The 25,488-nt window shown below is 65.4% G+C and carries 27 protein-coding genes and 1 pseudogene; 10 read left to right on the top strand and 18 right to left on the bottom strand.

The annotated features are described in order from the left end of the window. Nucleotides 1-190: 190 nt before the first annotated feature. Nucleotides 191-1,207, top strand: a complete 1,017-nt coding sequence (locus FYC77_RS08345) for a GNAT family N-acetyltransferase (protein WP_149081042.1) — start codon at nucleotides 191-193, stop codon at nucleotides 1,205-1,207. Between the two features lie 94 nt (nucleotides 1,208-1,301). Here FYC77_RS08345 and thiD read toward each other — a convergent pair. Together thiD and FYC77_RS08335 are read right to left on the bottom strand one after the other, a co-directional pair. Continuing rightward, nucleotides 1,302-2,123 (bottom strand): annotated as a pseudogene (gene thiD, locus FYC77_RS08340) (bifunctional hydroxymethylpyrimidine kinase/phosphomethylpyrimidine kinase); the annotation flags it as partial. Nucleotides 2,124-2,235: 112 nt separating this feature from the next. Continuing rightward, nucleotides 2,236-3,243 carry an AIR synthase family protein gene (locus FYC77_RS08335; protein WP_149081088.1) on the bottom strand — a complete coding sequence of 336 codons (1,008 nt, stop codon included), beginning with the start codon at nucleotides 3,241-3,243 and terminating at the stop codon, nucleotides 2,236-2,238. Nucleotides 3,244-3,457: 214 nt separating this feature from the next. On the opposite strand from FYC77_RS08335, the gene FYC77_RS08330 reads away from it, so the two are divergent. From FYC77_RS08330 to FYC77_RS08310, 5 genes are all read left to right on the top strand, one after another. Beyond that, the gene (locus tag FYC77_RS08330; RefSeq protein ID WP_149081040.1) at nucleotides 3,458-4,057 is read left to right on the top strand and encodes a heme NO-binding domain-containing protein; all 600 of its coding nucleotides are present in this window, start codon (nucleotides 3,458-3,460) and stop codon (nucleotides 4,055-4,057) included. Beyond that, nucleotides 4,054-5,673, top strand: coding sequence for a methyl-accepting chemotaxis protein (locus FYC77_RS08325; protein ID WP_149081039.1), 1,620 nt, complete (start codon nucleotides 4,054-4,056; stop codon nucleotides 5,671-5,673). Before FYC77_RS08330 ends, FYC77_RS08325 begins: the two co-directional genes overlap by 4 nt. 127 nt (nucleotides 5,674-5,800) lie before the next feature. After that, entirely contained in the window at nucleotides 5,801-6,904 is a 1,104-nt protein-coding gene (locus tag FYC77_RS08320; RefSeq protein ID WP_149081038.1) for a putative sulfate/molybdate transporter, read from the top strand. Nucleotides 6,905-6,985: 81 nt separating this feature from the next. Beyond that, the gene (locus FYC77_RS08315; RefSeq protein ID WP_149081037.1) at nucleotides 6,986-7,165 is read left to right on the top strand and encodes a hypothetical protein; all 180 of its coding nucleotides are present in this window, start codon (nucleotides 6,986-6,988) and stop codon (nucleotides 7,163-7,165) included. Continuing rightward, nucleotides 7,158-7,631, top strand: coding sequence for a DUF7384 family protein (locus FYC77_RS08310; RefSeq protein ID WP_149081036.1), 474 nt, complete (start codon nucleotides 7,158-7,160; stop codon nucleotides 7,629-7,631). Before FYC77_RS08315 ends, FYC77_RS08310 begins: the two co-directional genes overlap by 8 nt. A gap of 32 nt (nucleotides 7,632-7,663) precedes the next feature. Here FYC77_RS08310 and arsM read toward each other — a convergent pair whose 3' ends face one another. The 5 genes from arsM to FYC77_RS08285 form a co-directional block, all read right to left on the bottom strand. Beyond that, complete coding sequence (gene arsM / locus FYC77_RS08305; protein ID WP_149081035.1) at nucleotides 7,664-8,482, bottom strand: arsenite methyltransferase; 819 nt, start codon at nucleotides 8,480-8,482, stop codon at nucleotides 7,664-7,666. 18 nt (nucleotides 8,483-8,500) lie between these two features. Next, nucleotides 8,501-8,887: an ArsR/SmtB family transcription factor gene (locus FYC77_RS08300; RefSeq protein WP_149081034.1), complete on the bottom strand. Its 387-nt coding sequence runs from the start codon at nucleotides 8,885-8,887 to the stop codon at nucleotides 8,501-8,503. Between the two features lie 222 nt (nucleotides 8,888-9,109). Further along, nucleotides 9,110-9,658 (bottom strand): XTP/dITP diphosphatase, encoded by a 549-nt coding sequence (locus FYC77_RS08295; protein ID WP_149081033.1) that lies wholly within the window; start codon nucleotides 9,656-9,658, stop codon nucleotides 9,110-9,112. A gap of 131 nt (nucleotides 9,659-9,789) precedes the next feature. Beyond that, nucleotides 9,790-10,653 carry a hypothetical protein gene (locus tag FYC77_RS08290; RefSeq protein WP_149081032.1) on the bottom strand — a complete coding sequence of 288 codons (864 nt, stop codon included), beginning with the start codon at nucleotides 10,651-10,653 and terminating at the stop codon, nucleotides 9,790-9,792. Nucleotides 10,654-10,694: 41 nt separating this feature from the next. Next, a complete protein-coding gene (locus tag FYC77_RS08285) occupies nucleotides 10,695-11,345 on the bottom strand; it encodes a helix-turn-helix domain-containing protein (protein WP_149081031.1) in 651 nt (216 codons plus the stop codon). 85 nt (nucleotides 11,346-11,430) lie between these two features. Here FYC77_RS08285 and FYC77_RS08280 point away from each other — a divergent pair, with 85 nt between their 5' ends. Further along, nucleotides 11,431-13,098 carry an NADH-quinone oxidoreductase subunit D gene (locus FYC77_RS08280; protein WP_149081030.1) on the top strand — a complete coding sequence of 556 codons (1,668 nt, stop codon included), beginning with the start codon at nucleotides 11,431-11,433 and terminating at the stop codon, nucleotides 13,096-13,098. Nucleotides 13,099-13,205: 107 nt separating this feature from the next. Here the strand turns inward: FYC77_RS08280 and FYC77_RS08275 are convergent, their stop codons facing one another. Together FYC77_RS08275 and FYC77_RS08270 are read right to left on the bottom strand one after the other, a co-directional pair. Further along, nucleotides 13,206-13,484 (bottom strand): DUF5808 domain-containing protein, encoded by a 279-nt coding sequence (locus tag FYC77_RS08275; RefSeq protein WP_149081029.1) that lies wholly within the window; start codon nucleotides 13,482-13,484, stop codon nucleotides 13,206-13,208. Nucleotides 13,485-13,565: 81 nt separating this feature from the next. Next, a complete protein-coding gene (locus FYC77_RS08270; protein ID WP_149081028.1) occupies nucleotides 13,566-14,570 on the bottom strand; it encodes an alpha/beta hydrolase in 1,005 nt (334 codons plus the stop codon). A gap of 104 nt (nucleotides 14,571-14,674) precedes the next feature. Here FYC77_RS08270 and pyrE point away from each other — a divergent pair, with 104 nt between their 5' ends. Then, nucleotides 14,675-15,205 (top strand): orotate phosphoribosyltransferase, encoded by a 531-nt coding sequence (pyrE, locus tag FYC77_RS08265; RefSeq protein ID WP_149081027.1) that lies wholly within the window; start codon nucleotides 14,675-14,677, stop codon nucleotides 15,203-15,205. A 21-nt stretch (nucleotides 15,206-15,226) separates the two neighbouring features. Here the strand turns inward: pyrE and FYC77_RS08260 are convergent, their stop codons facing one another. Both FYC77_RS08260 and FYC77_RS08255 read right to left on the bottom strand, forming a co-directional pair. Continuing rightward, nucleotides 15,227-15,868 carry a class II aldolase/adducin family protein gene (locus FYC77_RS08260; protein WP_149081026.1) on the bottom strand — a complete coding sequence of 214 codons (642 nt, stop codon included), beginning with the start codon at nucleotides 15,866-15,868 and terminating at the stop codon, nucleotides 15,227-15,229. Continuing rightward, entirely contained in the window at nucleotides 15,865-16,575 is a 711-nt protein-coding gene (locus tag FYC77_RS08255) for an HAD family hydrolase (RefSeq protein ID WP_149081025.1), read from the bottom strand. The genes FYC77_RS08260 and FYC77_RS08255 overlap by 4 nt, the downstream gene beginning before the upstream one ends. Nucleotides 16,576-16,935: 360 nt before the next feature. Here FYC77_RS08255 and thrS point away from each other — a divergent pair, with 360 nt between their 5' ends. Further along, on the top strand, nucleotides 16,936-18,888 hold the full coding sequence (gene thrS, locus FYC77_RS08250) for a threonine--tRNA ligase (protein ID WP_149081024.1): 1,953 nt from the start codon (nucleotides 16,936-16,938) through the stop codon (nucleotides 18,886-18,888). Between the two features lie 82 nt (nucleotides 18,889-18,970). On the opposite strand, the gene FYC77_RS20135 is transcribed toward thrS, so the two are convergent. The 4 genes from FYC77_RS20135 to FYC77_RS08240 all read right to left on the bottom strand — a co-directional run bounded on the left by FYC77_RS20135 (nucleotide 18,971) and on the right by FYC77_RS08240 (nucleotide 20,830). Then, a complete protein-coding gene (locus FYC77_RS20135) occupies nucleotides 18,971-19,144 on the bottom strand; it encodes a hypothetical protein (RefSeq protein WP_162354501.1) in 174 nt (57 codons plus the stop codon). A 274-nt stretch (nucleotides 19,145-19,418) separates the two neighbouring features. Then, nucleotides 19,419-19,844, bottom strand: coding sequence for a peptide-methionine (R)-S-oxide reductase MsrB (msrB, locus tag FYC77_RS08245; RefSeq protein WP_149081023.1), 426 nt, complete (start codon nucleotides 19,842-19,844; stop codon nucleotides 19,419-19,421). 61 nt (nucleotides 19,845-19,905) lie between these two features. Then, complete coding sequence (locus FYC77_RS20395) at nucleotides 19,906-20,067, bottom strand: hypothetical protein (RefSeq protein ID WP_202911794.1); 162 nt, start codon at nucleotides 20,065-20,067, stop codon at nucleotides 19,906-19,908. A gap of 187 nt (nucleotides 20,068-20,254) precedes the next feature. Continuing rightward, nucleotides 20,255-20,830 carry an HTH domain-containing protein gene (locus FYC77_RS08240; protein ID WP_149081022.1) on the bottom strand — a complete coding sequence of 192 codons (576 nt, stop codon included), beginning with the start codon at nucleotides 20,828-20,830 and terminating at the stop codon, nucleotides 20,255-20,257. Nucleotides 20,831-21,042: 212 nt separating this feature from the next. Between FYC77_RS08240 and FYC77_RS08235 the strand changes: the two genes are divergently transcribed. Then, entirely contained in the window at nucleotides 21,043-21,999 is a 957-nt protein-coding gene (locus FYC77_RS08235; protein WP_149081021.1) for a phytoene/squalene synthase family protein, read from the top strand. Between the two features lie 67 nt (nucleotides 22,000-22,066). Here the strand turns inward: FYC77_RS08235 and cruF are convergent, their stop codons facing one another. From cruF to FYC77_RS08220, 3 genes are read right to left on the bottom strand one after another with little or no spacing between them, the layout of a single operon-like run. Beyond that, complete coding sequence (gene cruF / locus FYC77_RS08230) at nucleotides 22,067-22,930, bottom strand: bisanhydrobacterioruberin hydratase (RefSeq protein WP_149081020.1); 864 nt, start codon at nucleotides 22,928-22,930, stop codon at nucleotides 22,067-22,069. Further along, nucleotides 22,923-23,792: a prenyltransferase gene (locus FYC77_RS08225; protein ID WP_238386845.1), complete on the bottom strand. Its 870-nt coding sequence runs from the start codon at nucleotides 23,790-23,792 to the stop codon at nucleotides 22,923-22,925. Before FYC77_RS08225 ends, cruF begins: the two co-directional genes overlap by 8 nt. Nucleotides 23,793-23,801: 9 nt before the next feature. Further along, on the bottom strand, nucleotides 23,802-25,343 hold the full coding sequence (locus tag FYC77_RS08220; RefSeq protein ID WP_149081018.1) for a phytoene desaturase family protein: 1,542 nt from the start codon (nucleotides 25,341-25,343) through the stop codon (nucleotides 23,802-23,804). Between the last annotated feature and the right edge of the window lie 145 nt (nucleotides 25,344-25,488).

The raw sequence follows: 25,488 nt of genomic DNA, 5'->3' as shown, positions 1-25,488 counted from the left end.
GACGGTTTGAGACGGTAGCATCGTCCGTTCAGTTCTCTGCAACCGATCGTCGAGGTCGTCCGCTCGAGTATGCTCTTTGTTGTGACTCGACTGACAGCGAGGTACGCACGCGCCAAACGGATTTCGTGACACTCTTCGGCCGATTACTGTGTGGATAACAACGTCGTCGGGAGCCAAACGGTGTCCCAGCATGGACGTCACACGAATCGATCTCGAGGACTGGCGCGAGGCCCTCCCGTCGTCCGGATACGAGATCTTCCACGAGCCAGACGCACTCCGCGTTCTCGACGATCACACTGACGCGACGCTTCGGTTGTACGGCGCCTACAAGGGACAGCAGTCGGTCGGTCTCCTCCCCGTCTTCGTCGGCGAGCGCTCGATCGGGCGGACGGCATTCTCGCCACCCGTCTCGCTGGGCGTTCCTCGTCTGGGCCCGATCCTCGACCCCAATAGCCCGAAACCCCGCAAGGCCGAACGGATCAACGGCGAACTGATCTCCGCCGTCGTCGACGACCTCGCGGTCGCCAACCGATCGACGCTCTTCCGATCGTCCTGTCACATCTACTACGACGATCCGAGACCGTTCGCCTGGAACGACCTCTCCGTCGAACCGAAGTTCACCTACGTCGTCGACCTCCAGGGCTGTTCCGATGTCGAGGACGCCATGGCCGGCTTCAGCAAGAGCCTGCGAAACGAGATGCGCCGGATCGACGACGTGGATCTCACGATCCAGACCGAGGGAATCGACGCGGCGCTGCGGGTGTACGACGACGTCGTCGACCAGTACGCCGAGTACGACGACACCGCGCCGATGTCTCGTCCCTTCCTGCGGGATCTCCTCTCGACGCTCGAGGACGATCAGTGGCGCGTCTACGTCGCTCGAGCACCGGACGGAACCTACCAGAGCGGCATCATCACGCTGTTCGCGCCGGAACTCGCCTACTACTGGCAGGGCGGCGTCACCGCCTCCTACGACCACGTCAGCGTGAACAACCTCCTCCACCGTGCCATCCTGGAGGACGTCGTCACTGACCCCGACCTCGAGTCGGTGACCGGCTACGATCTCGTCGGCGCGAACACCGAACGTCTCTGTGAGTACAAAGGGAAGTTCAACGGCGAGTTGCGCCCCTACTACGTCGTCGAATCCTCTGGCCTCGAGATGTCGCTCGCGAAGACGGCCTACCGGACGTTCGCCGGGATGAAGTGACTTCTGTCGGGCGATACCCCTCGAGGAAAACGGCGCTCGAGCGCTTCACCAACGCTCTTTGGGTTGCCGTCCGCGAATCCGACGGTGCTCACCGATCGACCGAGTGATTGACCGCCCCTGGTCCGCGCCCGACGTCGTAGTGGTGTTCGATCGCTCGAGCCAGAAAGTCCGTCGCGCCCTCGACGGCGGACTCGAGTCCGTCGCCGGACGCGAGCCTCGCGGCGATGGCGGCCGCGAGCGTACAGCCGGAGCCGTGGGTTGCGTCGGTGTCGACGCGCTCGTGTTCGAACACTGTACTCGTCGATCCCTCGACGCCCGCTGGGCCGTCGCCGGGACGGACCAGCACGTCCCGGACCGTCTCGCCGGGGACGTGACCACCTTTGATCAGCGCGGCGTCGGCACCCATCTCGAGTAACGTCTCACCGGCCTCGCGAGCGCTCTCTTCGCCGTCGATCTCGATCCCGGTCAGCACGTCGGCCTCGTCGGCGTTCGGCGTCACGACCGCGGCCTCGGCGATCAGGTTCTCGTAGGCGCGCTCGGCCGCTTCGTCGAGCAACCGGTCACCCGAGGTGGCGACCATCACGGGGTCGACGACGAGCGGGAACGCGAACCCTCGAGCGCGGTCGGCGACCAGTTCGACGACCTCGGTCGTCGCGAGCATCCCCGTCTTCGCCGCGCCGACCTCGACGTCGCCGACGACGGCGTCGATCTGGGCGGCGATCTCGTCGGTCGGCAGGACGAACGACGAGTCGACGCCGCGGGTGTGCTGGGCGGTGACGGCGGTGATCGCCGACGTGCCGTAGACGCCGTGGGTCGCGAACGTCGCGAGGTCGGCCTGGATCCCGGCGCCGCCGCCGGAGTCGCTGCCCGCGATCGTCAACGCGACCGGTCTGGATTCGGGTGTGGGCGTTCGCATACCTCCGTGTATACCTCGGTTATACAAATCGATGATGGTCCCAGCGTTTCTCCGGAGATGGTGCCGCCGTTGTTCCAGTGGTAGTACCGCCATCCTCTCCGTCTCGAGTGCGTTACTGCGATGCCAGTTCCGCATAGGCCGCCCACGACGGATCGACGCTCGGATGCTCGAGCTGATCACCGTCGACGAGGACGCCTTTTCCCTCGGTGACGCGTCCGATTTCGGCGACGACGGTCCCGCGATCCTCGAGCGCTCCGCGAACGGCGTCGACGCCCGCCGGATCGACCGCGATGGCGAGTGACCCACAGCTTGTGGCGGCCCACGGATCGATCTCGAGTGTCTCACACACTTCGCGGACGCCAGGACGCATCGGGACGGCCTCGCGGTCGATCTCGAAGCGGGCGCCGGCGCCGTCGGCCATCTCGTTCAGTGCGCCCGCGAGGCCACCTTCGGTCACGTCGTGCATCGCCGTCACCGGTCCCGCGGCGGCCGCCGTGAGGGCGTCTCGGACGCAGTAGACGTCCTCGAGGCGTTCCTGGGCGTCGGCCAGCACGTCTTCGGAAACGGCGATTCGATCGCCGAACAGGGTGCTCAGGAGGCCGACCGACTCGACGGCGGGGCCGGTCGTCAACAGGAGTCTGTCACCGGGCCGTGCGCCGTCGGGGCAAACGATCTCGTCGTGGCCGCCGACGCCCATCGCGGTCGCCGCGCCGACCCAGGGGTGAGACGAATCGGAGTAGCGGGCAGTGTGTCCGGTGACGACGGCGACGCCGAGGTCGACACACCCCTCGTGGATCGTCGACTGGATCGTCGCGAACTCGTCGTCGGTCATCGTCGCCGGGAGGGTGAAACAGATCGAGAGATGCGACGGGGAAACGCCGCTGACGGCGACGTCCGCGAGCACGAGATCGAGGGCGAACCGCGCCGCGCGCTCGAGGCCAAGCGCCGGGAGGATCGAGAGCGGATCCGTCGCGGTCACGAGCGCCGTTCCGTCGACATCGATCACGCCAAAGTCGACACCGTGTTGCGGTCCGAGGGCGACGTCGTCGCGGCTGGCACCGAGGTTCGCCGCGACGGCGTTCTCGAAGACCGTCCGATCGATCTTGCCGAGGTTGGTCACGTTCGACCGATCTGGACTCGACACCTTATATCGTCCGTTCCAGTTTCGTGGCCTCCGTCACCCGCAGCTGTCGTTCGCCAGACAGACATAGTTAAGATGACACTATTCCCGAAACTGTTATTATGTTTTCGTCTAAAACGAGTAAAATATTATGGAACATGGATCGAGTAACAGTTTGGCAAGCGCACTGCTGGAGACGATCGGGGGGTGAGGAATGCACGGAATCATACTGAAAACGCTTCGTGATTTCGTCGTCGACACGTACGACGAGGAGAGGTGGCTCGAGATTCAACGCGAAGCAGACGTCGACGAGAAGGTGTACGTTCCCGTGACGGTCTATCCCGACGGTGACGTCTACGAACTCGTTCGTGCTGCGGGAAGCCTGACGGGTGAGAGCCCGCGAACGATCCTCTCAGAGTACGGCCGCTGGGTCGTCCCGGCCCTGCTCGAGACGTACGACCTGCACATCGACGAGGAGTGGGACGCCCTCGAACTGCTCGCGAATATCCAGCGATTTCACACGTCGTTGCGGACGCGCGATCTCACCGAGTTGACGACACCGCGTGTCAAAACCGAGTGGCTGGACGAGAACCGGGTTCGAATCACGTACGATTCGGATCGACAGCTGTGTGATATCGCCCGCGGTGCGATCCAGGGGGTCGCCGACCACTTCGACGCGACGCTCCTCGTCGAGGAGACGACGTGCATGTTCGAGGGCGACGACGCCTGTCGGTTCGTCGTCGAACGGCCCGTCGCGGAGGGCGCGTCGGCGGACGAGGCGTCGACCGAACGCCGAACCGAGGTGACGCAATGACCGCACAGCACTCGAGTACCGGCTCGACGTCGCCGCTTCCCGCGGCGATCCAGACCGACCGCCCGTTCGGATTCGGCGTCGTCATCGTGCTCGTCGGAGTGGCCGTCGCCACCGGAGTCGCGTTCGGACTCGGCGAACCTGCCACGCCGACGCTTGCCGCCGGTGTGGGCGGTGTCGTCGCGACCGGGTTCATCGCGATACTGATCGCGTCGGTTTCGGATGCGAAGTCGGCCCCACAGGAACGCGACGAACTCCGAACCGCGGTCGCGGAGCTTTGCGAGCGAACGACTCGACTCGAAGACGGAGACCACGACGTTGAGTTCGAGACGGACCGGAGTGACGTCGTCGCCGACCTCGCAACGGACCTCGCGTCGATCCGGGACCGACTCGAGGAGAGTGAGCGGACCGATCGGACGCTCTCGGATCTCGAGCGAACGGTCGGTGTCCACGCGGACGTGACGCGGTCGGTCGCTGACGGCGATCTAACGGAGCGGTTCGATCCCGAGGGAAGCCACGACGTGATCGGCGACCTCGCACGGAACTCAAACGAGATGCTCGCGGAGATCGAGGAGACGTTCTCGACGCTGAAGTCGTTCTCCGGGGAGGTCGTCACGTACAGCCGCGAACTCAACATGAGCATCGAGACCGTCCGGGCGGAGGGCGAGCGGACCCGTGAAGCCCTCTCGACGGTCGCCGACGACACGGACGAACAGAACGAACAGCTCAGGTCGGCGACGGCGGAGATGGAGTCGCTCTCGACGACGATCGAGGAGATCGCCGCGACGGCGTCCGAGGTCGCCGACACCGCGGACGAAACGGCTCGCGTCGGACAGGATGGCGGTCGCTCCGCGTCCGACGCCATCGAGGGAATGGCGGTGATCGAAGAGGAGACCGAACGCGCCGTCGCGGAGATCGAAGCGCTCGAGGACGAGGCGGAACGAATCGACGGTCTCATCGACTCGATCAGCGGAATCGCCGAACAGACGAACATGCTTGCGTTGAACGCTAACATCGAAGCCTCTCGATCGACACAGGGTGGCGAGGGAGGCTTCACTGCCGTCGCCGACGAGATTCAGAACCTCTCCGAGGAGGTCTACGACTCGGTCAAAGACGTCGAGGAACGCCTCGAGGGGCTTCGAACGCGGGCGCTGTCGGCGGCCGACGAGGTGCGGCGGAGTCGTGAACGTATCGAGGGGAGTGTCGACGACGTCGAGGACGCCGCCGAGGCACTCGAGCGGATCGCTGACCTCTCCGAACGCACGAACGAGGGAATCCAGGAGATTTCGGCGGCGACCCAACAGCAGGCGGCGTCGACCGAGGAAGTCGTCGCGATGGTCGAGGGGGCGGCGGAGACGAGCGACGAGACCGCCCTGTCGGCACAGCGAGCGGCCCGGCGGGCGTCCGCACAGGCCGATGCGCTCTCCCACGTCGCCCACAGTGCGACCGTCCTCGCCGACCAGTCCGGGCAGCTAAATCGCCACCTCGAGCGATACGATACCGAACGCGGCTACGATCTACCCGAGGCGAGAGCCGCAGACGACGTCGATCCGGAGGCGGTCTCGACGGCCGAGCCGACGCCCGAAACGATCCCTCACGCGTCGGACGAGCCACGGTGAGTCCCCGTCGTGGTTGGACGGCAGATCCGTGCGTGCCCGTAACCGGACGTCGGTTCGTCGGCCGGAGAGAGACACCACTTTTGGTTACTCGAAACAGTGAAACAGTTACTCGTTAAATCCACTGTCGATGGCGTACCTGATCGGCAGATCCGTCGATTCGGGTCTCGAGTTTTCGAGCTCGGAACTCACGGGTGCGCTAGGGGATTCGGTTACTGTTCTCCCGCTGCTCGTCGCGCTCGCGGCGACGACGTCCGTCTCGCTTCCCCACGTCCTGGTCGGGTTCGGAATCTTCCAGATCGTATGGGGGGTGTACTACGGGATGCCGCTCTCGATCGAACCGATGAAGGCGTTAGTCGGCCTCGCCATCGTGGGATCGCTCTCGTATCCCGAACTCGCCGCGGCCGGATTGCTCGCCGGGGCCGTCTTGCTCGCGATCGGATCGTTCGGGCTCGTCGGACACCTCCAGCGAGTCGTCGGCGAACCCGTCGTCCGGGGCGTCCAGTTCGCGGTCGCCTTGCTGTTGCTCGAGGCGGCGGTTGGACTCTCCGCGGGTAACGTTCCCGTCGCGGTGGCCGGACTCGCCGTCGTCGGTCTCTTCGCCGTCGCTGGCTATCGAAGCGTGAGCATCCTGATCGTGCTCGCGCTGGGCGGGCTCGCGGCGCTCGTGACGGCCGGTGTGCCGACGCCGCGACTCCCGGCAGCCGCGCTGTTTCCCGCCGGAACGCCGACGCTATCGACTGCGGCCCTCGAGGGGACGGTCGCTCAGCTGGGGATGACACTCGGCAACGCGGCGATCGCGACCGAACTTCTCTGTGGCGATCTCTACGACCGGGACGTCTCTGCGGACTCGCTCTCGAAGAGTATGGGCGTAACCTGTCTCGCTGCGGTCCCGATCGGCGGGGTCCCGATGTGTCACGGGAGCGGCGGGTTAGCCGGTAAGCACGCTTTCGGCGCGCGAACCGGTGGCGCGAACGTCCTGCTCGGCGTCGGCTACCTCGCGATCGCGCTGGTCGCCGCCGGGGCGGTGCTCGCGGCGTTCCCGATGGCCGTCCTCGGCGCGTTACTCGTCGTCGTCGCCGTCGAACTGGCGCGGGCCGCGTTCGAGCCAGTCTCGGGACGCCGGTCGCTCGCGGTCGTGGTCGGCGTCGGTGCGGTCGGACTCGCCGTCAACGTCGGCGTCGCGTTCGTTCTCGGCGCCGTCGCGTTCTGGTTGCTCTCACGTGAGACGTAACCGGTGACACTCGTAGCCGGAGAAACGAGGTCGCCGGTCGAAGCCAGTCGTTCTTTGGCCCTCGAGCACCAACCTCGATCGATGACCGCGAGCTGGGGCGATCTGTTCGACCGTGCTGGGGCGTACGACGTCGACGACGACCGCGTTCGGAGCACGTACGACGGCCTCGAGAGACAGCGAGCGAGCGACGATTCGACGGCGGCTGGTGACGGTTCGACGGCAACCCGTGGCAACGCGGCGGAGGAGGGTGACGATGGCTGAAAAGCCAAACCCCGCACGCGTCGTCGCCGATCCCGCCGTCCTCGCCGCCGACCTCTTCGTCGATGGAGCGGCTCGAGACGCCCTCGACCACGTCCGTCGTCACTCGTGGGTCGACCTCGTCGCGAGCGATCCGTTACTCGAGGAGACCGAACGGCTCGTCGCCGAACTCGGCGACGCCGCCCTCGCGGCGGACCACCGAACGCGACTCGAGGACGAACGCGTTCCCGTCGAGCATCCGCCGGAGGACCATCCAGCGCTGGCGTCGGCCTACCAGGGAGGTGCCGCGCATCTCCTCACGTACGACGACCGGCTCACGTCGGCGAAAGCCGGCCTCACGATCCAACCCAGGGTGTCGGTCAGCGCCCGTCCGCCGGACGCGTTCGCGCGACTGTTCGTTCCCGAGAGCCTCTACGAGGCGGTCGAGGACGGCGAGTATCCGGGACCCGACTGCGATCCGCGTGTGTAACCACTCGTCGACCCGTTCGCCGACCACCCAGCCTACGCTGGCTTTCTGGCCTCGATTCGCGCCGAGACGACCGGCAACGCCTCGCTCCAGTCGTCTTCCGTCACGATCGAGACGTCGACGAATCCCGCGTCCTCGAGCCACGCTTCGAGTGACTCGATCTGCGCTGCGTCCCCGACGCAGTCGGCGATCGCGTCCGGGTCCTCCCGGACCTCCTGGGGTAACGGCGCGGTCGCGACGAGATCCGAAATCGAGAGCGATCCGCCGGCGTCGAGGACGCGAAACGCCTCCGCGAGCACTCGTGGTTTTTCCGGTGAAAGGTTCAGAACGCAGTTCGAGATGATCGTATCGACGGTGCCGTCGGCGACCGGCAGGTGTTCGATCTCGCCGAGGCGGAACTCGACGTTCTCGAACTCGCTTTCGCGGGCGTTCCCTCGCGCTCTGTCGATCATTTCCGGTGTCATGTCGACCCCGATCACCCGGCCTTCGGGGCCCACCTCGCGCGCCGCGAGAAAACAATCGAACCCGCCGCCGGATCCGAGATCGAGCACCGTCTTCCCGGCCTCGAGTCGCGAGATCGCCACCGGGTTGCCACAGCCCAACCCGAGGTTCGCGCCCTCGGGGGCGGTCTCGAGGTCGTCCGCCTCGTACCCGATCGAGCGGGCGCGATCGTCGGCCGCCGTCGGTTCCGGTTCGTTCGTCGCGTCGGCCGCGGACGATCCACAGCAGCCGTCGGTCGTCGCGGCGATCTCCCCGTACTCCTCGCGGACGTGACTACGTCGGTTCGTCGGTCGGGTGGTCTCTCCGTCGGTACTCCGGTCGGTCGCGTCGTCGGTGGTGGATGAGTCGGTCATCAGTTCTGGTCGTATCGGTCACTTCTCGAGCGGGACGTCGACGGCCTCGGCGACGTCGAGCAGTTCGAAGACAGCCGTGTCGGCGATCCGGTAGTACGTCCACCGGCCGTTCTTTCGGCTCTTCACCAGCCCTGCCTCACGCAGCGTCCGGAGGTGGCTCGCGACCGTCGACTGCGGAGCCTCGAGAACCACCTGCAGTTCGCAGCCACAGAGTTCTCCCTCCCGGAGCGCCTCGAGGAGTCGAATGCGGTGTTCGTTCGCCAGTGCGCCGAAGACGGTCGCCTGCGTCGCGACCGCGTCGTCGTCTGGTCGTCGGGCTTCGAGACCAGCGATCGGATCGTCATCTTCGTACAGGTCCTCGAGCGCTCGACAGGCCTGCTCGAGGGTATCCGTTCCATCACTCATATTGTGAATTTCCGATTTAACGTCGACAGCAAAAACGACGTTCTTCAATATAACCGTTTCCGTTGAAACCAGATTCCGACCTATGGCCAGGGTTTGGCCTCGGTCAGAGCTCGGTCTGAACAGAGTTTGGCCACGAGGCGGGACGATTGCACGCTTGGATGTCCTGTCGGGAGACGGTATCTTCGAACGCTACTGCACGACAGATTGAGAATAGCCGATACGTCAGTGCTGATCGGCGTACCACTCGGCGAACGTCGAAAGCGCCCGCCCCCGGTGGGAGATCGCGTTTTTCTCCTCGGTGCTCATCTCGGCCAACGTCTGCCCGTTGTACTCGAAGATCGGATCGTAGCCGAACCCGCCCTCACCGCGGGGGGCGACGATCGTGCCGGCGACCGAGCCCTCGAACGTCTCCGTCTGCTCCCCGTCCGCGAACGCGAGCACCGTTCGGAACCGTGCCCGCCTGTTCTCTTCCTCGCGCACGAGTCGCCAGAGGCGCTCGACGCCGACCGTCTCCTCGACGTACGCCGAGTACGGCCCCGGAAAGCCGTCGAGGGCGTCGACGAACAGCCCCGCGTCCCCGACCAGAACCGGTTCCCCCTCGTCTCCTCCCTCGTAGGCCTCCCGCGCGCCGCGGGCGGCGATCTCCTCGAGCGAGTCGCTTTGGATCTCCGTGTAGTCGTACTCGACCTGCTCGACGGGCTCGATCCCCTCGAGATACTCGCGGGCTTCCTTGACTTTCCCCTCGTTTCCGGTGACGAACCGTACGGACATGTGCGAGGCGGCGCGCTCCGGGCGAATATAGTCGTCGGTTGCGCGCCGGCGCTCTGTCATACGGTCTGCCGTCAGTCAGTTGCGGGGCGACCGCGACCCGTTCTGCGGTCACACCGGAACAGCGTTCCGTATCACCCCTCCCGGGACGTGAGCCGTCGGCGGTCGGGAACGACCGATCGAAGGGCGTACTCGAGGAACCCGACCGCGAGGACGACTGCGAGCGGAACCATCCACAGAACGGTATAAATCGTGTCGACCTCCGGCGAAATGCTGGCCGCGGCCCCGCCCGTTTCTCGGTGGACCGCAAGGGAGTCCCAGGCGGTTCGATACGTCCACGAGAACGACGCCACGAGTGCGACCGTCGGCGTCACCAGCCGGAGCCGGTACAGCGCGACGGCGGGGACCGCGCCGAGGAGGCCGAGACCCACCACGACGTAGACGAGCGCGATGGCCTCGAGTGGGTGGGTCGGCACGACCGCCTCGAGGACCGGCTCCTGGCGAACGTACGCGCTCGCCCACATGGTTGCGAGCGCGTGAACCGCGCCGGCAGCGACGCCCACGGAGACCGTCCGCGGTGTGAGCGACGCGAGCACCGCGCGTCGATTTCGAACCGCACACTCCCCCGCGAAGAGGTAGATCGCGAGGATCGTCGCCGCGAGCACCGGCGCGGTCGCGGCCGCGGCCGTGGGTTCTGACGGTGGCAGGTCCACCGGAACGGTCAAGAGCGAACCGAGCACGACGAGGGCGAGAACCGACAGGCCGACGGTTGCCGGGTATCCCATGACGGCTGCCCCGCCGAGCAACGCGCCGAGGGCGACGAGCAACGCGCCGAGGGCCCCGGGTGGGACGATCCCCTCGAGACCGTACCCCGTCGCGACGAAGTACGCCGTCGCCGCGGCCGGGAGGGCGAGCCCGCCGACTGTCGCTCCGAAAAGCGGGGACCGGCGAACTGCGGCGGCGGCGAGAGCGAGGCGCTCACGCCTCGGAGGGCGCATACGCTCGAGTAGAGAGCCGTCCCCAATAACTGCTGTTGTCTTTACAGATCGAGCCGGCCGACGACCCGCTGCTGTGCCTTCCGGAGGTGTTCGGCGGCCGTCCCCGGCGCACAGCCGAGTTCGTCGGCGACCTCCTCGACGCTCGCCTCCCGCGGCACTGCGAAGTAGCCTCGGTCTCGGGCGACGCGCAGGGCCTCCCGCTGGCGCTCGGTCAGCGTCTCGACCGCGTGGTCGCCACCGCGGTACTCGCCGACGCGCTCGACCGTCGTCTCGATCCCGTCGGGGACAGCCTCGAGCGCCGCTCGAATGTCGTCGGGTTCGCCGACCAGCCCGAACCGGACCGACCAGTCCATCCGGTACTCGAGAGGCGGGATCGGAACCAGACTCTCTCGGGAGAACGCCGCGATCAGCTGCTCGCTGAGTTCCCCGGGCTCCTCGCGGACGTAGACGTAAAAGGCGTCGCCGTCGCCGGCGGTGACGTCGACCGAAATGAACCCCCCGAGTGTCTCGAGTCGGTCGCGGTAGGCTTCCCGGTCGCCGACGACGTGGAAGATGAAGGCGTTGTGTCCCTCGTGGGCGAAGTTCGAGGCGACCATGCGGTAGCGGTCGAACCCGTCGTGCTCCGCGACGAACCGGTGCATCGGGTGGACGTTCTCCGGACCGTGCTGGAGTGTCAACCGAACTGACTTCATCGATCGTGGTTCGAACGCCCGGTATAAATGCCCTCGTGAGTGACGCAGAATGAATTCCCGGTATCGGTCTCGAGAAACGAACGGGATGTCTTCGCAGACGGGACTCGAAACGGGTGCGTCGTCTTCAGCTACCGAATCGTCTACCGCGGCCGAATCCGTCCTCGAGGCGTACGCACTCGGCCGGGACGATCACCTGAACGCACCCGCGTTCGTGATCCGGCCCGACGAGGTTACGGCGGCACTGGCCGATCTCCGCGACGAGGCCGGGTTCGACCACTGTGCCTGCGTCACCGCCCAGCAATACGAGGACCGGTACGAGACGATCTACCACCTCCGGTCGTACGCCGATCCGACCCAGGAGGTGAGCGTCGTCGTGCCGACGCCGATCGACGATCCCGTGAGCCGGTCTGTGACACCCGTCTTCGAGACGGCAAACTGGCACGAACGCGAGGCGTACGACCTCGTGGGGATCGAGTACGAGGGCCACCCCGATCTCCGCCGCATCCTCCTGCCCGAAACCTGGCAGGGTCACCCGCTGTCGCTCGAGTATGATCGGGAAACGCCCCAGATCGTCACGCTCTCCGAACACGACTCCCCGACCGTAGCCGGGGAAGACGGATCCGAACCGGAGACGCTCTTTTTGAACGTCGGACCACACCACCCGGCGACCCACGGCGTCATGCACGTCAAGGTGGTGCTGGACGGCGAGACCGTCGTCGACGCCGACCCAGATATCGGCTACATGCACCGCTGTGAGGAGCAGATGTGCCAGCAAAGTACCTACCGCCACCAGATCATGCCCTACCCCGACCGCTGGGACTGGGTCTCTTCCGGATTGCTGAACGAGTGGGCCTACGCCCGCGTCGCCGAGGACCTCGCCGACCTCGAGGTTCCCGAGTACGCGCAGGTGATCCGCACCATGGGCGCGGAACTCTCCCGGATGGCGGCCCACTTCGTCGCACTCGGCACCTACGCGCTCGACGTCCACGGCGAGTTCACCGCCACCTTCCAGTATGCCTTTCGCGACCGGGAACTCGTCCTCGACTGTCTCGAGGAGCTGACCGGCCAGCGGATGATGTTCAACTACCTCCGACTGGGCGGCGTCGCCTGGGATCTGCCCGAACCCCGCGAGGAGTTTCTCGAGGGGGTCCGGGACCTCCTCGAGGATCTCCCGGCCAAGATCGACGAGTACCACGACCTGGTGGTGACCAACGAGATATTCCAGGCCCGCTGCGTCGACACCGGCGTTCTCGAGGCCGACGTCGCCAAACAGTACGGCTGTACCGGACCGGTCGCCCGCGGCTCGGGGGTCGACTACGACCTCCGACGGGACGATCCCTACGGCTACTACGACCGACTCGAGTGGGACGTCGTCACCGAGTCCGCCGGCGACAACTACGCGCGCCTGCTCGTCCGGATGGGCGAACTCGAGGAGTCGGCGAAGATCGTCGAGCAGTGTCTCGACGTACTCGAGGAGTGGCCCGAAGGCGACCGCGAGATCCAGTCGAACGTCCCGCGGACCCTGAAACCCGATCCCGACGCGGAGCTCTACCGCGCCGTCGAAGGGGCGAAAGGCGAACTCGGGATCTACGTCCGCGCCGATGGAACGGAGACGCCCGCCCGATTCAAAATTCGGAGCCCATCCTTTTCGAACCTCTCCGTGCTCCCCGAGATCGTTCGCGGCGAGTATCTCCCCGACCTCATCGCGGCGATCGGGAGTCTCGACTGTATCATGGGCGAGGTCGACCGATGACGGCGTTACTGGCGGTCTTCCAACCGCCAGTGGGGGTCGCTGGACGTGGGTTCGAAAAACTGCAGGGCGGTCGCGACTCGATCAGTCGGTTGGGACTGCCCGTCAGATCAGTCGTCGTCGACGATGACCTCGACCGGTTCGTCCTCGCTCTCGTCCGCGCTCGTCGATGAACTCTGTTCTTGCTGCCAGAGGAGTGCACCCGCGACGGCGACGACGACCCACGAGCGCCAGTTCGCGAGGTTCAGAGAGTAGCCGACGCCGAAGGGCTTCTCGACGAGCATCCCCTCGCCGGGCTGCCAGTACGCCGAGATCAGACGGCTCAGGCTCGGTCGGTCGAAGTTGTACGGTACTCCGAGGATCTCTCCGGAGGTCGGCTTGTCTGCCATGGCCGGACGTACGTCCTCGCCTGATATGAGTATTGGGTCACGGTTCGTTTCGCGAGTTACTCGAGAGACGGCGTCCTCGCCTCACTCGAGTGCCGTCCGTAGATCTCCGATCACGTCGTCGTAGGCTTCGTGGGCTCGCTCGAAGTTCGCCGGCTCCGAGACCATACTGAAGAAGCCGTGGATCACGTCGTCGTAGTTCCGATACGTGACGGGAACGCCGGCAGCCTCGAGTCGGTCGGCGTAGGCGGCGCCGTCGTCCCGGAGCGGATCGAAGCCGGCCGTGACGACCGTCGCAGGCGGGAGTCCAGAGAGGTCCGCCGCGCGGCGGGGGGCCGCGTAGAGGTTCCCGCGATCGATCTCGCGCTCGAAGTAGTGATCGCTGAACCACTGTATGTCGTCGGTTGTCAAGAAGTGCCCCTCGGCGTTTTCTTCGTCGGAATCGGCCGACTCGAGGTCGCCCGTACTCGGGTAGATCAACAGCTGGTAGGCAGCTTCGGGCCCGCCGCGATCGCGGGCGAGTAGCGCCGTCGCGGCCGCCAGGTTGCCGCCGGCGCTGTCGCCCGCGAGGACGATCCGGTCGGGATCGCCACCGAAGTCCGGTGCGGTCTCTGCGAGCCACTCGAGGGAGGCATAACAGTCCAGCAGCCCTGCGGGAAACGGGTGTTCGGGGGCGAGGCGGTAGTCGACGCTAACGACTGGATAGCCCGAGTCGGCGGCGAGTTTGCGGCAGGTTCCGTCGTGGGTCTCGAGGCTCCCGATCACCCAGCCGCCGCCATGAACGTAGAGGACGACGGGTCTACCGATCTCGTTGCTCGTTCCCGCCTCAGTTCTGTTGGGCTCGAGGTGATCGTCGCTTCCGTCGGTTTCGGGCTCGTAGATCCGAATCGTGATCTCGCCGTTCGGGCCGTCGATCGTCCGATCTTCCGTCGGCAGATCGACCGTCGGCTCCGCGGGCGCTCGGAACTGCTCTATCATCCGACGGGCGTCGGCGGGCGCGAGTTCGGACAGAGGCGGGGCGTCGATCGATTCGTACCGCTCGAGGAACTCCCGAACGTCGGGGTGGAGTTCGTCGGCGCGTGTCGTCATACCCTCAGACGTTCTTCGCCGTCGCGCAAAAAGGTCGTCACCCGGACTGCTCCCGCCGGTCCGTTTCACACCACTTATTTCGGTTCGGAGCGGCCCTTCGAGCGATGGTCAACCAGGATCTCATCGACGCGCTCCGAGCAGCGGACGCGGTGTCGTTCGGCGAGTTCGAACTGTCTTCCGGCGACACCAGCGAGTACTACATCGACAAGTATCTCTTCGAGACGGATCCGCGCTCTCTCGAGGCGGTCGCGGAGGCGTTCGCCGACCACCTCGAGGAAGACGACACGCTGGGTGCCGTCGCCCTCGGCGGCGTCCCCCTCGCGGCGGCGACCAGCGTCGAGGCGGGCGTCCCCTACGTCATCGCCCGCAAACAGCGCAAGGATCACGGCACCGGCAACCTGATCGAGGGGCGACTCGAGGAGGGCGAGGAAGTCGTCGTCCTCGAGGACGTCGTCACGACGGGAAAGAGCCTCGTCGACGCGATCGAGGCGCTTCGCGACGCCGGCGCGACGGTCGAGCGCGCGCTGGTCGTCGCCGACCGCGAGGAAGGCGGCCGAGAGGCAGTCGAGGAGACCGGAGTCGAGATGGAGGCGCTCGTGACCGCAAGCGAGTTGCTCGCGGACCGGGACGAATAGACGTTCCCAGCGACGAACGCGTTACTGTCCGTACGACTCGAACTTCTCGAGGACCGTCTCCAACTGGTCGTCCGACAGCGTCGTCGGCTCGAGCCCAGCCGCCCGCGTCTGAAGGTAGAGTCGCGCGAGACTCTCGACGTGGTGGGTGTTCTCTACGGCGGTCTCGAGGTCTGGTGCGGTGACGACGAGGCCGTGATTCTCGATGAACGAAGCCGTCGCGTCGGCCTCGTCCATCGCGCGAACGATGTTTTCGGCCAGTTCGTCGGTGCCGTAGGGTGCGTACTCGGCGACGGGAACCCGTTTTCCGACGGCGACGATCATGTAGTGGATCGACGGCAGTGGCTCGCGGGCGACCGCCATCGCCGTCGACCACGGCGAATGGGTGTGAACGATCGCGCCGACGTCCTCGCGCCGGTAGATCGAGGTGTGCATCGGCACCTCGCTGCTCGGGGCCATCTCGCCGCCGCGCTGGTCGCCGTCGAGGCCGACGACCGGCACGTCCGCGGCGTCGAACCCGTCGTAGGGGACGCCGGTCGGGGTGATCGCGAACGCGTCGCCGTCGCGGCCGTCCCGAACGCTCAGGTTGCCGGTCCGCCCCGGCGTCAGCGCGGCGAGGTCGGGTGCACCGTCGACGACGGCCCGCCGCTGGGACTCGAGGATCATCCTACCAGCTCCGTTAGCTCCCCGAACGCATCTATTCTGTGATCGGGGTTCCGGCGTCCCTCCAGGCGCTCGCCAGCCCACTCGTCGTCGGGATCGAACAGCACTGTTTCGATCCCGGCTGCGTTGCCCCCGACGATATCCGCGTCGACGTTGTCACCGACCATCATCGCCTCCGACGGCGTCCGCTCGAGGCGAGCCAGCGGGAGCGTGAACATGACTGATCCGGGCTTCTCGCGGCCGGTCTCCTCGGAGGTGAGAAGCACGTCGATCTGGGCCTCGAGGCCCAGCCGTTCGACCTTCGCGAGCTGAATGCGCGTCGTGAGGTTCGTCACGACGGCGACGTCGACGCCCGTCTCGCCGAATGTTGTCAGAGTCTCCTCGACGCCCGGAAAGAGTTCCATCTCCTCGAGGTAGGCCTGCCAGAACGCCTCGCCGAGCGCCAGGGCGTCGCCGGCTCGCGGTTCGCCGGTGTGTTCCTCGAGCGCACGCTTGAAGTAGAGAAAGCGCTCGTGGGTCGCGGCAGTTCCCGAGAGTTCGCGTTTCACCTCGCGTCGGCCGGACTGGTAGAACGCCTCGAACTCGGTTCGGTCGAGATCGTAGCCCAGGTCGCGAGCCTCCTCGAGCGCCGCCTCCATTCCTGCCGTCTTACACGGCGGGTACGGATAGAGCGTGTCGTCGAGGTCGAGCAACACGGTCGTTACGGTCATATGTGTCTCGTGTTCACCGAGACGCAAAACGAGTACCGGTCGTTCGCCCCCAGGCGACGCCCGCTCGAGTCGGTGGACTGGCCGACATGGCGAACGCTTCGAACCCGGTCTGGGCCACTCTGACGGAACGAGGGCGGTCCGGGATCCGATCGAGCCGGTCGATCGTACACCATCACAACGCTTTTATCCCGAACGAGTTTATCAATAGCTACGATGGTAGGTGTCCGCTTTACAGGGGCGTCAGCCCGCTTTTAACTCACACCTACCGTGCGCTGTGTCGAACTCGAACTCCGACGACGATCAGCGGACGGTCCGGGCGACGAACCCGGTCGCGGACGACCCACCGGAACCCTCACATCCATGTCAGAATCCGAATCAGAACCGGAGTCAGCCGAGTCGATAGCGGTCGTCCTCCCCGACGGATCCGAACTCGAGGTCCCCGAGGACGCCACGGTCGAAGACTGCGCCTACGAGATCGGCCCCGGCCTCGGTCGGGATACGGTCGCCGGGAAACTCGACGGCGAACTGGTCGCCAAAGAGGAACCCGTCTCCGACGGCGTCGAACTCGAGATCGTCACCGACGGCTCCGAGGCGTATCTGCGGGTGATGCGCCACTCCGCCTCGCACTGTCTCGCACAAGCGGTCGAACGCCACTACGACGACGTCGACCTCGCGATCGGGCCGCCGACCGACGACGGCTTCTACTACGACTTCGACAACCTCGAGATCGACGAGGCCGACCTCGCGGACCTCGAAGCCGAGATCGAGGAGATCGTCGAGGCCGACTACGAGATCGAACGCGAGGACGTCTCGATCGAGGAAGCCGAAGACCGCCTCGCGGACGAGCCGTACAAACTCGAACTGCTCTCCGAGTTCGCCGACGAGAACGAGCAGGTCTCGTTCTACAGGCAGGGTGAGTGGGAGGACCTCTGTGCCGGCCCCCACGTCGACTCGACGGGCGAGATCGGTGCGGTCGACCTCCTCGAGATCGCGGGCGCCTACTGGCGCGGTGACGAGGAGAACACGATGCAGACCCGGATCTACGGCACCGCGTTCGAAGACGAGTCTGACCTCGAGGAGTACCTCGAACGCCGCCAGGAGGCCCAGGAACGCGATCATCGCCGGATCGGCAACGAGATGAACCTGTTCTCGATCCAGGACGTCACCGGTCCCGGCCTTCCCCTCTACCACCCGCCGGGGAAGACCGTTCTCAAAGAACTGGAGGCGTTCGTCGAAGATCTCAACGAGGATGCAGGCTACGACTACGTCGAGACGCCCCACGTCTTCAAGACGGATCTCTGGCACCGGTCGGGCCACTACGAGAACTACGAAGACGACATGTTCATCTTCGACGTCGGCGACGACGAGTTCGGCCTCAAGCCGATGAACTGCCCCGGCCACGCCGCCATCTTCCAGGACCAGTCCTGGAGCTACCGGGACCTCCCCATCCGGTACGCCGAGAACGGCAAGGTGTATCGGAAAGAACAGCGCGGCGAACTCTCGGGACTTTCGCGAGTCTGGGCCTTTACCATCGACGACGGACACCTGTTCGTCAGCCCGGAGGGTATCGAGGCGGAAGTCGAAGCCATCATGGACATGATCGTCGACGTCCTCGAGACGTTCGACCTGGAGTACGAGATGGCGCTTGCGACCCGGCCCGAGAAGTCGGCCGGCTCGGACGAGATCTGGGAACAGGCCGAGTCGCAACTCGAGTCGGTCCTCGAGAAACGCGACCTCGAGTACGACCTCGAGGAGGGCGACGGCGCTTTCTACGGCCCGAAGATCGACTTCGCGTTCGAGGACGCCATCGGCCGAAGCTGGGACGGTCCGACCGTCCAACTCGACTTCAACATGCCCGAGCGGTTCGACCTCTCTTACGTGGGCGAGGACAACGAGGAACACCGCCCCGTGATGATCCACCGGGCGCTGTACGGCTCCTACGAGCGCTTCTTCATGATGCTCATCGAGCACTACGAGGGGAACTTCCCGCTGTGGCTCGCACCCGAGCAGATTCGCGTCCTCCCCATCTCGGATGCGAACCTCGAGTACGCCTCCGAGATCGCCGACCGGTTCGACGCGTTCCGCGTCGAGGTCGACGACCGCGACTCCACGCTCGAGCGCAAGATCCGTGCGGCCCACGACGATCGGGTCCCCTACCAGATCATCGTCGGCGACAACGAGGAAGAAGCTGGAAATATCTCGGTGCGTGATCGATTCGAAGACCAGGAGTACGATGTCGAGATCGACGCGTTCGAAGCCCACCTCGAGGCCGAACGCGACGAGAAACGGACCGAGCCGGACTTCCTGCAGTAGCGTCTCGGCTACCAGGCCCTCGAAGTAGCGATTTCGGATCGCAGTACGTCTCTCGGTGAATTCGAGTGCCCTCCGCCCGCGATCACACCGTCCCGGAATCGAGTTCGCGACCGAGAACACGTTGGCATCGTGAACTGTTTTGGGCGTCCATTGCGTAGCCGTCGGTACCATCGATGGCGAACCCGGATCGTGAGAGGGAGTCGATGTCGACTCGAGCCTGGGCTTTCATCGCAATAGCGGGTTCGATTGGTCTCATTCAGGGCGTGTGGATGGGAACTGTCGTTTCGACGTTCGCGAGTGGGTTTATGGCGTTTGCCGGGTTCACCGGTGTCGCCAGGGACCGTTCACCTCGGTTCGATCGCTGGGCGGAACGGCACTCACCGATCGAGAAAATGGCAATCGTAGCGCTGTTCGTCTTTCTCGCGTACATGATCTGGGAGGACGCCGGGTCGTCCGGGCCCTCGCCTGGTGCACTCGCTACGTTCTATCGTAGCCACTGCTGGTGAGGACGTCAGAACGCGGCCGACGGGTTACTCGTCGTCGAACTCGAGTGCTACCGAGTTGATACAGTAGCGCTTCCCCGTCGGCTCGGGGCCGTCGTCGAAGACGTGGCCGAGGTGGCCGCCACACTCGGCACACAACACTTCGGTGCGGCGCATTCCGTGGCTGGTGTCGAGTCTCGTCTCGATCCGGTCGTCGTCGGTGTCGTAGAAACTCGGCCAGCCACAGCCCGAGTCGAACTTCGTCTCGGAGTCGAACAGGGTCGCGCCACAGCCGGCACAGGCGTAGCTTCCGTCTTCCTTGTGGTCGACGTACTCGCCGCTGAACGGCTGTTCGGTTCCGGCTTCCCGAAGGACGTGGTACTCCTCGTCGCTGAGCTTCGACCGCCACTCGCCGTCGGATTCGCCCCGGCGATCCACACCGGATTCCTCCTGTCGCTCGGATTCGTGACTCATACGCACCTCTAGAACCGAGACGACCAAGAGTCTGTCCTCGACGTCGGTCGCCCGTTTCCGCTCACCGGGCCGTTATAATATCGGTGCTTTCACAGTTCGGACACTGCGTCATCCGGCCCAGCTTTGGCACCTCGAGCCGGAGCCACTCCTCGCTGCCACCCGGTGCTTCGAACCCGCAGTTTCGACACCGCGATTGATTCGCCGTGGCTGTCTCACTGGACATGCTGTGTGCTACGATACCGTACGTCATATATGTTCCCACGACCGGTGCGAACGCGAAGCCAGACGTCACGACAGCGAGCGTGTGACAGTTCGTAATACGAGTATGACAGGTACTCGTCGGACCCGCTGTGATTCGATACCGGCGACCGCATGGGCGGACCGTGGAGTCGGCGGTATACGTGGCTGCATCAGGTTGGGTCGGGTGGAGACGACTCTACTGCGGCTGTCGATCGATCCGATTTCGCGTCGCTCCGATCGGAGACCACGCCGTCGGTCGCTCGACCGTCGCTGAACCGAACGACCGAATCGTCCGAGCGGCCGCACTCGAGGGCGTCGAACCGGTCGAAGACGTCGATCGCCCGATCGCCGTCGACGCAGGGAGCGACGTGGACGAGTTCCCCGTCTTCGAACTCGGCGAGTGCGATGGTGGGGAGGCGGTGGACGTCGTGGCGGTCGCCCGTGATCGTCGATTCGCAGCGACTCCGTTTGAAAAACGGTTCCAGTCGTCGCCCGGTCTGTGCCGCCCACGATTCGAACGCCTCGAGGCGGTTCTGGATTCGGGCTAGTTGTGGAATTCGCTCCGACCGACCCGTGTGTTCGACCTTCGGACCCCAGATCCGGACGTCGGCGACCTCGACGCTCGTCGTCGCTTCGAGTCGCTCGAGGCGTTCGAGTGCACGCTCCTGTGTCGGGCCGGTCGTCGCCGGCGCGAACGATCGGATCCACAACTCGACAGTCCGAGATGAAGGGTCTGTGTTCTGCACGTGTGATCTCCGTCGAGGCTGTCCACGACCGCGTATAAAAGTATTACCCGGCCACTCAACGTACGAAACTGTTCGACTCGCTGGGTGCTCGTGTGGGAGGTCGATCGACTGGAACGCGGGGACGGCCCTACTAGTGAGGGCAAGTTATTTTATGTCTATTTGTGGTATGCCCGCTATCCGGCTGCTATCGGGCGGAGCCAGCGAGAAAGAGAATGCAACAGGAACACATCGACGCAGGGAAGGAAATACAGAAGCGGACCGGAAAGACGTTCTACCTCGCAACGCGGTTTCTCCCGAAGCGGGTTCGACACGCCACGCACGTGCTCTACGCGTTCTTCCGTATCGCGGACGAAGTCGTCGACGACGCGGAAGGCGTCTCCCCGGACCGACAGCGGGCCGAACTCGAGTCGCTTCGCGCACAGGCACTCGGCGAGACCGAGCCCGACGAGCCGGTCCTCGAGGCGTTCGTCGAACTGAAATCCCGATACGGTATCGCTGACGAGGAGGTCGCGGAGTTTCTCGACGCGATGGCGACCGACATCACCACGAGCCGGTACGAGACGTACGACGACCTCGAGTCGTACATGCGCGGTTCGGCGGCCGCGGTCGGCGTGATGATGACCGCGATCATGGAACCGGAGATGGAGGAGACGGCGCTCCCCCACGCGATCAAACTCGGGGAGGCATTCCAGCTTACCAACTTCCTTCGCGACGTCCGCGAGGACGTCGTCGACCGCGACCGGATCTACCTTCCACAGGAGACGCTCCGAACCCACGGCGCCTCGAGCGAACAGATCGAGCGCCTCGAGTTCTCCGAGGAGTTCGCCACGGCGATGGCAGACGAACTCGACCGGGCAGAACGCCTCTACCGGGAGGGCGTCGCCGGTATTCGCTACCTGCCCGCCGACTGTCAGCTTCCGGTCTTGCTCGCCGCCGTCCTCTACGCCGAACACCACGCCCTCATCCGAGAGCAGGGGTACGACGTTCTCTCGACCGAGCCGTCGCTGTCGACGACGCGAAAGCTCGTTTGCGTCGCGAAAACGCGCTGGCACTGGCACTGGAACCGCGATCCCGAAGCAGTGTTTCAACGGGTCTCTGCGGTTCCGATGGCCGAGGGAGAGGCGGACGCTCGAGGGTCGGGCCACGGCGGGGGCGTGCCGACCCGGTGAAACGGACCGGTCCAGGAGTCGCGGAGAGAACCGCGATCTCCCGGTTGCGCCGATATCGGCCTCCCGATCATCCGGGGAGTGCCGTCCGCACCATCTCGAGGTCGTAGCGGTCCGTCCTGAACAGGCCGAGACAGAACGCGCCGGCGACGGCCGCCGCCACCCAGTTGCCGTACAGGAGGTTGATCGTCCCCCAGAGCAAGACGAAGCTCACCAGATCGTCGAGGACGAACTCGCAGTCGCGAACGCGCTCGAGTACCGCCTCGCGGTCGAACGCGAGGTCGACGAGGACGACGGCGACGGTCCCCGAGATCACCCAGCCGACGTAGTTCGAGACCGGGACGCCGTAGTAGACGCCGGGTGGAACGAACGCCCAGAAGCCGATCGCCACCGCTGCGGGGTCGAGAACGAGGTCGATGGCGACGACGGCGACGATCGCGACCGGAACCCGAACCAGAATGCGCTCGCTCCAGCGACCGAGCACCAACAGCGTCAGCAGGTACGCGTTCAGGACCAGCGGGATGAAAAACAGCGGGAGCGCGAGGGGCACCTCGCCGAACAGCATCGGACCCAGTTGGATCGTGTACTCGAAGGCGCCGTAGGGCCAGTCGGTCCGCACACCGACGACCTCGATCACGTACGTGTAGGCGGTGAGAACACCGAGATAGCCGAGCGCCCACCACCCGATCCGCGGAAGCAAACCGACGATCAGCGGCGAGCGCATGACGGCCGTCCCGAAGAGGATCAACAGCGGGTTGTACTCGAGTGCCGGTGGCAACAGTCCCTCCGCGCTCGCGACGAGCGTCACCGCGCCGACGAACGGAAAGATGACCGCGATGGTAAAGCGGTTCTCCCGAACGATCTCCTCGAGGCGACGCTGGACGGCCGCCCTCGAGTCGATCCCGTCGCGAACGCCCGAGACTCGGTTATCCATACGTCATCCCCCACAGGCCGCCCAGTGTCAGTACCGTGCCGACGACGGTGTTGATCGCCGGAAACCACCAGTAGGCTCGGTCGACGGCGACGCTCGAGGCGGTGATGGCCACCACGAGGACCGGGTAGACGAGTAGCACTGCCCCGAACCGCGGGTCGAGAAGCGCGAACGCACCGGCGCTCGCGAGCCAGCACGCGCCGCAGTAGGCGTAGGTCCGGCGTTCCCCGAGGAGCGTCGCGGTCGTCCGGATACCCGCCTTGCGGTCGGGTTCGATGTCAGGGATCGCCGAGAACGTGTGCATTCCCATCGCCCAGAGCCAGCCTCCCAGGACGGCCAGTAGAGGTGGCTGGACGCCGGCGACCGCCGCGTAGGCCGCCGCGCCCGGAACGACGTAGAGCCCGTTCGAGAGCGAATCCAGGAACGGGGTCGTCTTGAACCGGGTCGGCGGCGCGCTGTAGGCCGCACCGAGGACGAGAAACGTGCCGATCCACGGCCAGGCCACCCGCGGGACGATGGCAGCGACCGGAAGCGCAAGCGCCCCGCAGACGACGACAGCGACCGGGACGTACCGCTGGCCGCGATACCGCGTCTCGCGACCGTCTTTTTTCGGGTTTGTCGCGTCGATCCCGCGGTCGTAGACGTCGTTTACCCCGTAGAGGTAGACGTTCGCCGGGAGCAGGAAGTACGCAACGAGCGCGATCCCGGCCGGCGAACCCAGCTCACTCACCGTCTCAGCGCCGTACGCGACACCGACGAGTACCGGCCCCGCGAGATAGAGCCAAAAGCGCGGCCGCGAGAGCACCAGCAGGTACGAGAGCGCCTCGAGCGTCGCCGGTCGTTCCGTCGATTCCGGGTTCGACACGATCGTTCGTCACCGCCGGTCCTGCCGACCGTAATCCTCGAGCACCGCCTCGGCGGTCAACTCGCCGCTGATGAGACACATCGGCATCCCGATTCCGGGAGTGGTGTCGCCGCCGACGAAGTAGAGTCCGTCGACCGCCTCCGAGCGGTGTGGCGGGCGGAACAGCGACGTCTGTCGGAGCGTGTGCGCCAGTCCAAGTGCCGTCCCCTGGAAGCTGTTGTAGCGGTCGGCGAACTCCTCGATGCAAAATCGCTCCTCGAGAACGATCCGGTCGCGGAGGTCGGCACCGGTGTTCTCGGCGATGTCCGCGAGAATCTTCTCGCGATACCGGTCGCGAATCTCCGGAGTGTCCTCGAGTCCGGGTGCGATCGGGACGAGGACGAACAGGGCGCTGTGGCCGTCCGGCGCGACGGAGTCGTCCGTCTCGGAAGGAACGCAGAGGTAGTACGCCGGATCCTCGGGCCACGCCGGTTCCTCGAAGATCCGATCGAAGTGGTCCTCCCACTCCGCGGGGAGGACGAGCGTGTGGTGGGCGAGTTCGTCGACCTCGCCCTCGACGCCCAGATAGAGCAAGAATGCAGAGGGGGCGTACGTCCGGGACTCCCAGTAGTCGGCGTCGTAGCCTCGCCGTTCCGGCGTGAGCAACTCGCGTTCGGTGTGAGCGTAGTCGGCGTTGCTGACGACCAGATCCGCCCGAATCGGTCCGTCAGGTGTCTCGAGGAGGAACGCACCTTCCCGGCCCTTGATCTCACTCACCGGTCGACCGGTCTCGTACTCGACGCCCAGTTCGCCGCCGAGCGCTGCCACGGCGTCGATCACCGCACCGATCCCGCCGTCGGGATACCAGACGCCGAGGTTGAAGTCGACGTGACTCATCAGGTTATACAGCGCCGGCGTGTTCGACGGCGAACCGCCGAGAAACACCAGCGTGTACTGCATGATCTGTTGAAGCCGTGGATGGTCGAAGTAGTTCTCGACGTGGCCCTGCATCGAGCCGAGCAGCGTCAACCCCCTCGCGTGGCGGGCGACGTCGAGGTCGACGTAGTCCCGCAGTCGAGACCGGTCCTCGTAGACGAAGTGTTTCATCCCCACCTCGTAGTTCTCCCGGGACGTCTCGAGGTACCGTTCTAGCCTCTCACCCGCACCCGGTTCGTACGCCTCGAACAGCTCCTTCGTTCGCTCGAGATCGGGGGTGATGTCGACGTACTCGGCGTTTTCCGACTCGTTCGATCCGTCCGAAACTCCACGTCCGTCACCGTCCTTGAAGAAAATCCGGTAGTGAGGATCCAGGTGAGTCAGCTCGTAGTACTCACTCGGCGTCCGGTCGAAGTCGGCGAAAAAGCGCTCGAAGACGTCGGGCATCAGATACCACGATGGCCCCATGTCGAACCGGAAGCCGTCGCGCTCGAGGCGACTCGCCCGGCCGCCGAGTTGCTCGTTTTTCTCGACGACGCGAACGTCGGCACCCGCGTCAGCGAGGTAACACGCCGTCGAGAGTCCCCCGATTCCGGCTCCGATCACGACGACGGACTCGTCGGCCAGCGATTGCATATCTCGAGTGACCATATGTACGGTGATAAATCTGTTTCACACGAATGTAGGGTGTCGGCGATTCACGGCTCGGATTCGCGTCGTCCGCTTCGTCCGGGACGGTCTGTTTCGTCCGGGTTGCCGTCAGTCACTGGTGATCCGATGG

The organism is Natrialba swarupiae, assembly GCF_008245225.1.
GTDB classification, from domain to species: Archaea; Halobacteriota; Halobacteria; order Halobacteriales; family Natrialbaceae; genus Natrarchaeobius; species Natrarchaeobius swarupiae.
This window is presented reverse-complemented; position numbering and strand designations above follow the sequence as displayed.

Coding starts and splice junctions, on each gene's coding strand:
- FYC77_RS08345 (WP_149081042.1), top strand. CDS start 191: ATGGACGTCACACGAATCGATCTCGAGGACTGGCGCGAGGCCCTCCCG.
- FYC77_RS08330 (WP_149081040.1), top strand. CDS start 3,458: ATGCACGGAATCATACTGAAAACGCTTCGTGATTTCGTCGTCGACACG.
- FYC77_RS08325 (WP_149081039.1), top strand. CDS start 4,054: ATGACCGCACAGCACTCGAGTACCGGCTCGACGTCGCCGCTTCCCGCG.
- FYC77_RS08320 (WP_149081038.1), top strand. CDS start 5,801: ATGGCGTACCTGATCGGCAGATCCGTCGATTCGGGTCTCGAGTTTTCG.
- FYC77_RS08315 (WP_149081037.1), top strand. CDS start 6,986: ATGACCGCGAGCTGGGGCGATCTGTTCGACCGTGCTGGGGCGTACGAC.
- FYC77_RS08310 (WP_149081036.1), top strand. CDS start 7,158: ATGGCTGAAAAGCCAAACCCCGCACGCGTCGTCGCCGATCCCGCCGTC.
- arsM (WP_149081035.1), bottom strand. CDS start 8,482: ATGACCGACTCATCCACCACCGACGACGCGACCGACCGGAGTACCGAC.
- FYC77_RS08300 (WP_149081034.1), bottom strand. CDS start 8,887: ATGAGTGATGGAACGGATACCCTCGAGCAGGCCTGTCGAGCGCTCGAG.
- FYC77_RS08295 (WP_149081033.1), bottom strand. CDS start 9,658: ATGTCCGTACGGTTCGTCACCGGAAACGAGGGGAAAGTCAAGGAAGCC.
- FYC77_RS08290 (WP_149081032.1), bottom strand. CDS start 10,653: ATGCGCCCTCCGAGGCGTGAGCGCCTCGCTCTCGCCGCCGCCGCAGTT.
- FYC77_RS08285 (WP_149081031.1), bottom strand. CDS start 11,345: ATGAAGTCAGTTCGGTTGACACTCCAGCACGGTCCGGAGAACGTCCAC.
- FYC77_RS08280 (WP_149081030.1), top strand. CDS start 11,431: ATGTCTTCGCAGACGGGACTCGAAACGGGTGCGTCGTCTTCAGCTACC.
- FYC77_RS08275 (WP_149081029.1), bottom strand. CDS start 13,484: ATGGCAGACAAGCCGACCTCCGGAGAGATCCTCGGAGTACCGTACAAC.
- FYC77_RS08270 (WP_149081028.1), bottom strand. CDS start 14,570: ATGACGACACGCGCCGACGAACTCCACCCCGACGTTCGGGAGTTCCTC.
- pyrE (WP_149081027.1), top strand. CDS start 14,675: ATGGTCAACCAGGATCTCATCGACGCGCTCCGAGCAGCGGACGCGGTG.
- FYC77_RS08260 (WP_149081026.1), bottom strand. CDS start 15,868: ATGATCCTCGAGTCCCAGCGGCGGGCCGTCGTCGACGGTGCACCCGAC.
- FYC77_RS08255 (WP_149081025.1), bottom strand. CDS start 16,575: ATGACCGTAACGACCGTGTTGCTCGACCTCGACGACACGCTCTATCCG.
- thrS (WP_149081024.1), top strand. CDS start 16,936: ATGTCAGAATCCGAATCAGAACCGGAGTCAGCCGAGTCGATAGCGGTC.
- FYC77_RS20135 (WP_162354501.1), bottom strand. CDS start 19,144: ATGAGACCAATCGAACCCGCTATTGCGATGAAAGCCCAGGCTCGAGTC.
- msrB (WP_149081023.1), bottom strand. CDS start 19,844: ATGAGTCACGAATCCGAGCGACAGGAGGAATCCGGTGTGGATCGCCGG.
- FYC77_RS20395 (WP_202911794.1), bottom strand. CDS start 20,067: ATGTCCAGTGAGACAGCCACGGCGAATCAATCGCGGTGTCGAAACTGC.
- FYC77_RS08235 (WP_149081021.1), top strand. CDS start 21,043: ATGCAACAGGAACACATCGACGCAGGGAAGGAAATACAGAAGCGGACC.
- cruF (WP_149081020.1), bottom strand. CDS start 22,930: ATGGATAACCGAGTCTCGGGCGTTCGCGACGGGATCGACTCGAGGGCG.
- FYC77_RS08220 (WP_149081018.1), bottom strand. CDS start 25,343: ATGCAATCGCTGGCCGACGAGTCCGTCGTCGTGATCGGAGCCGGAATC.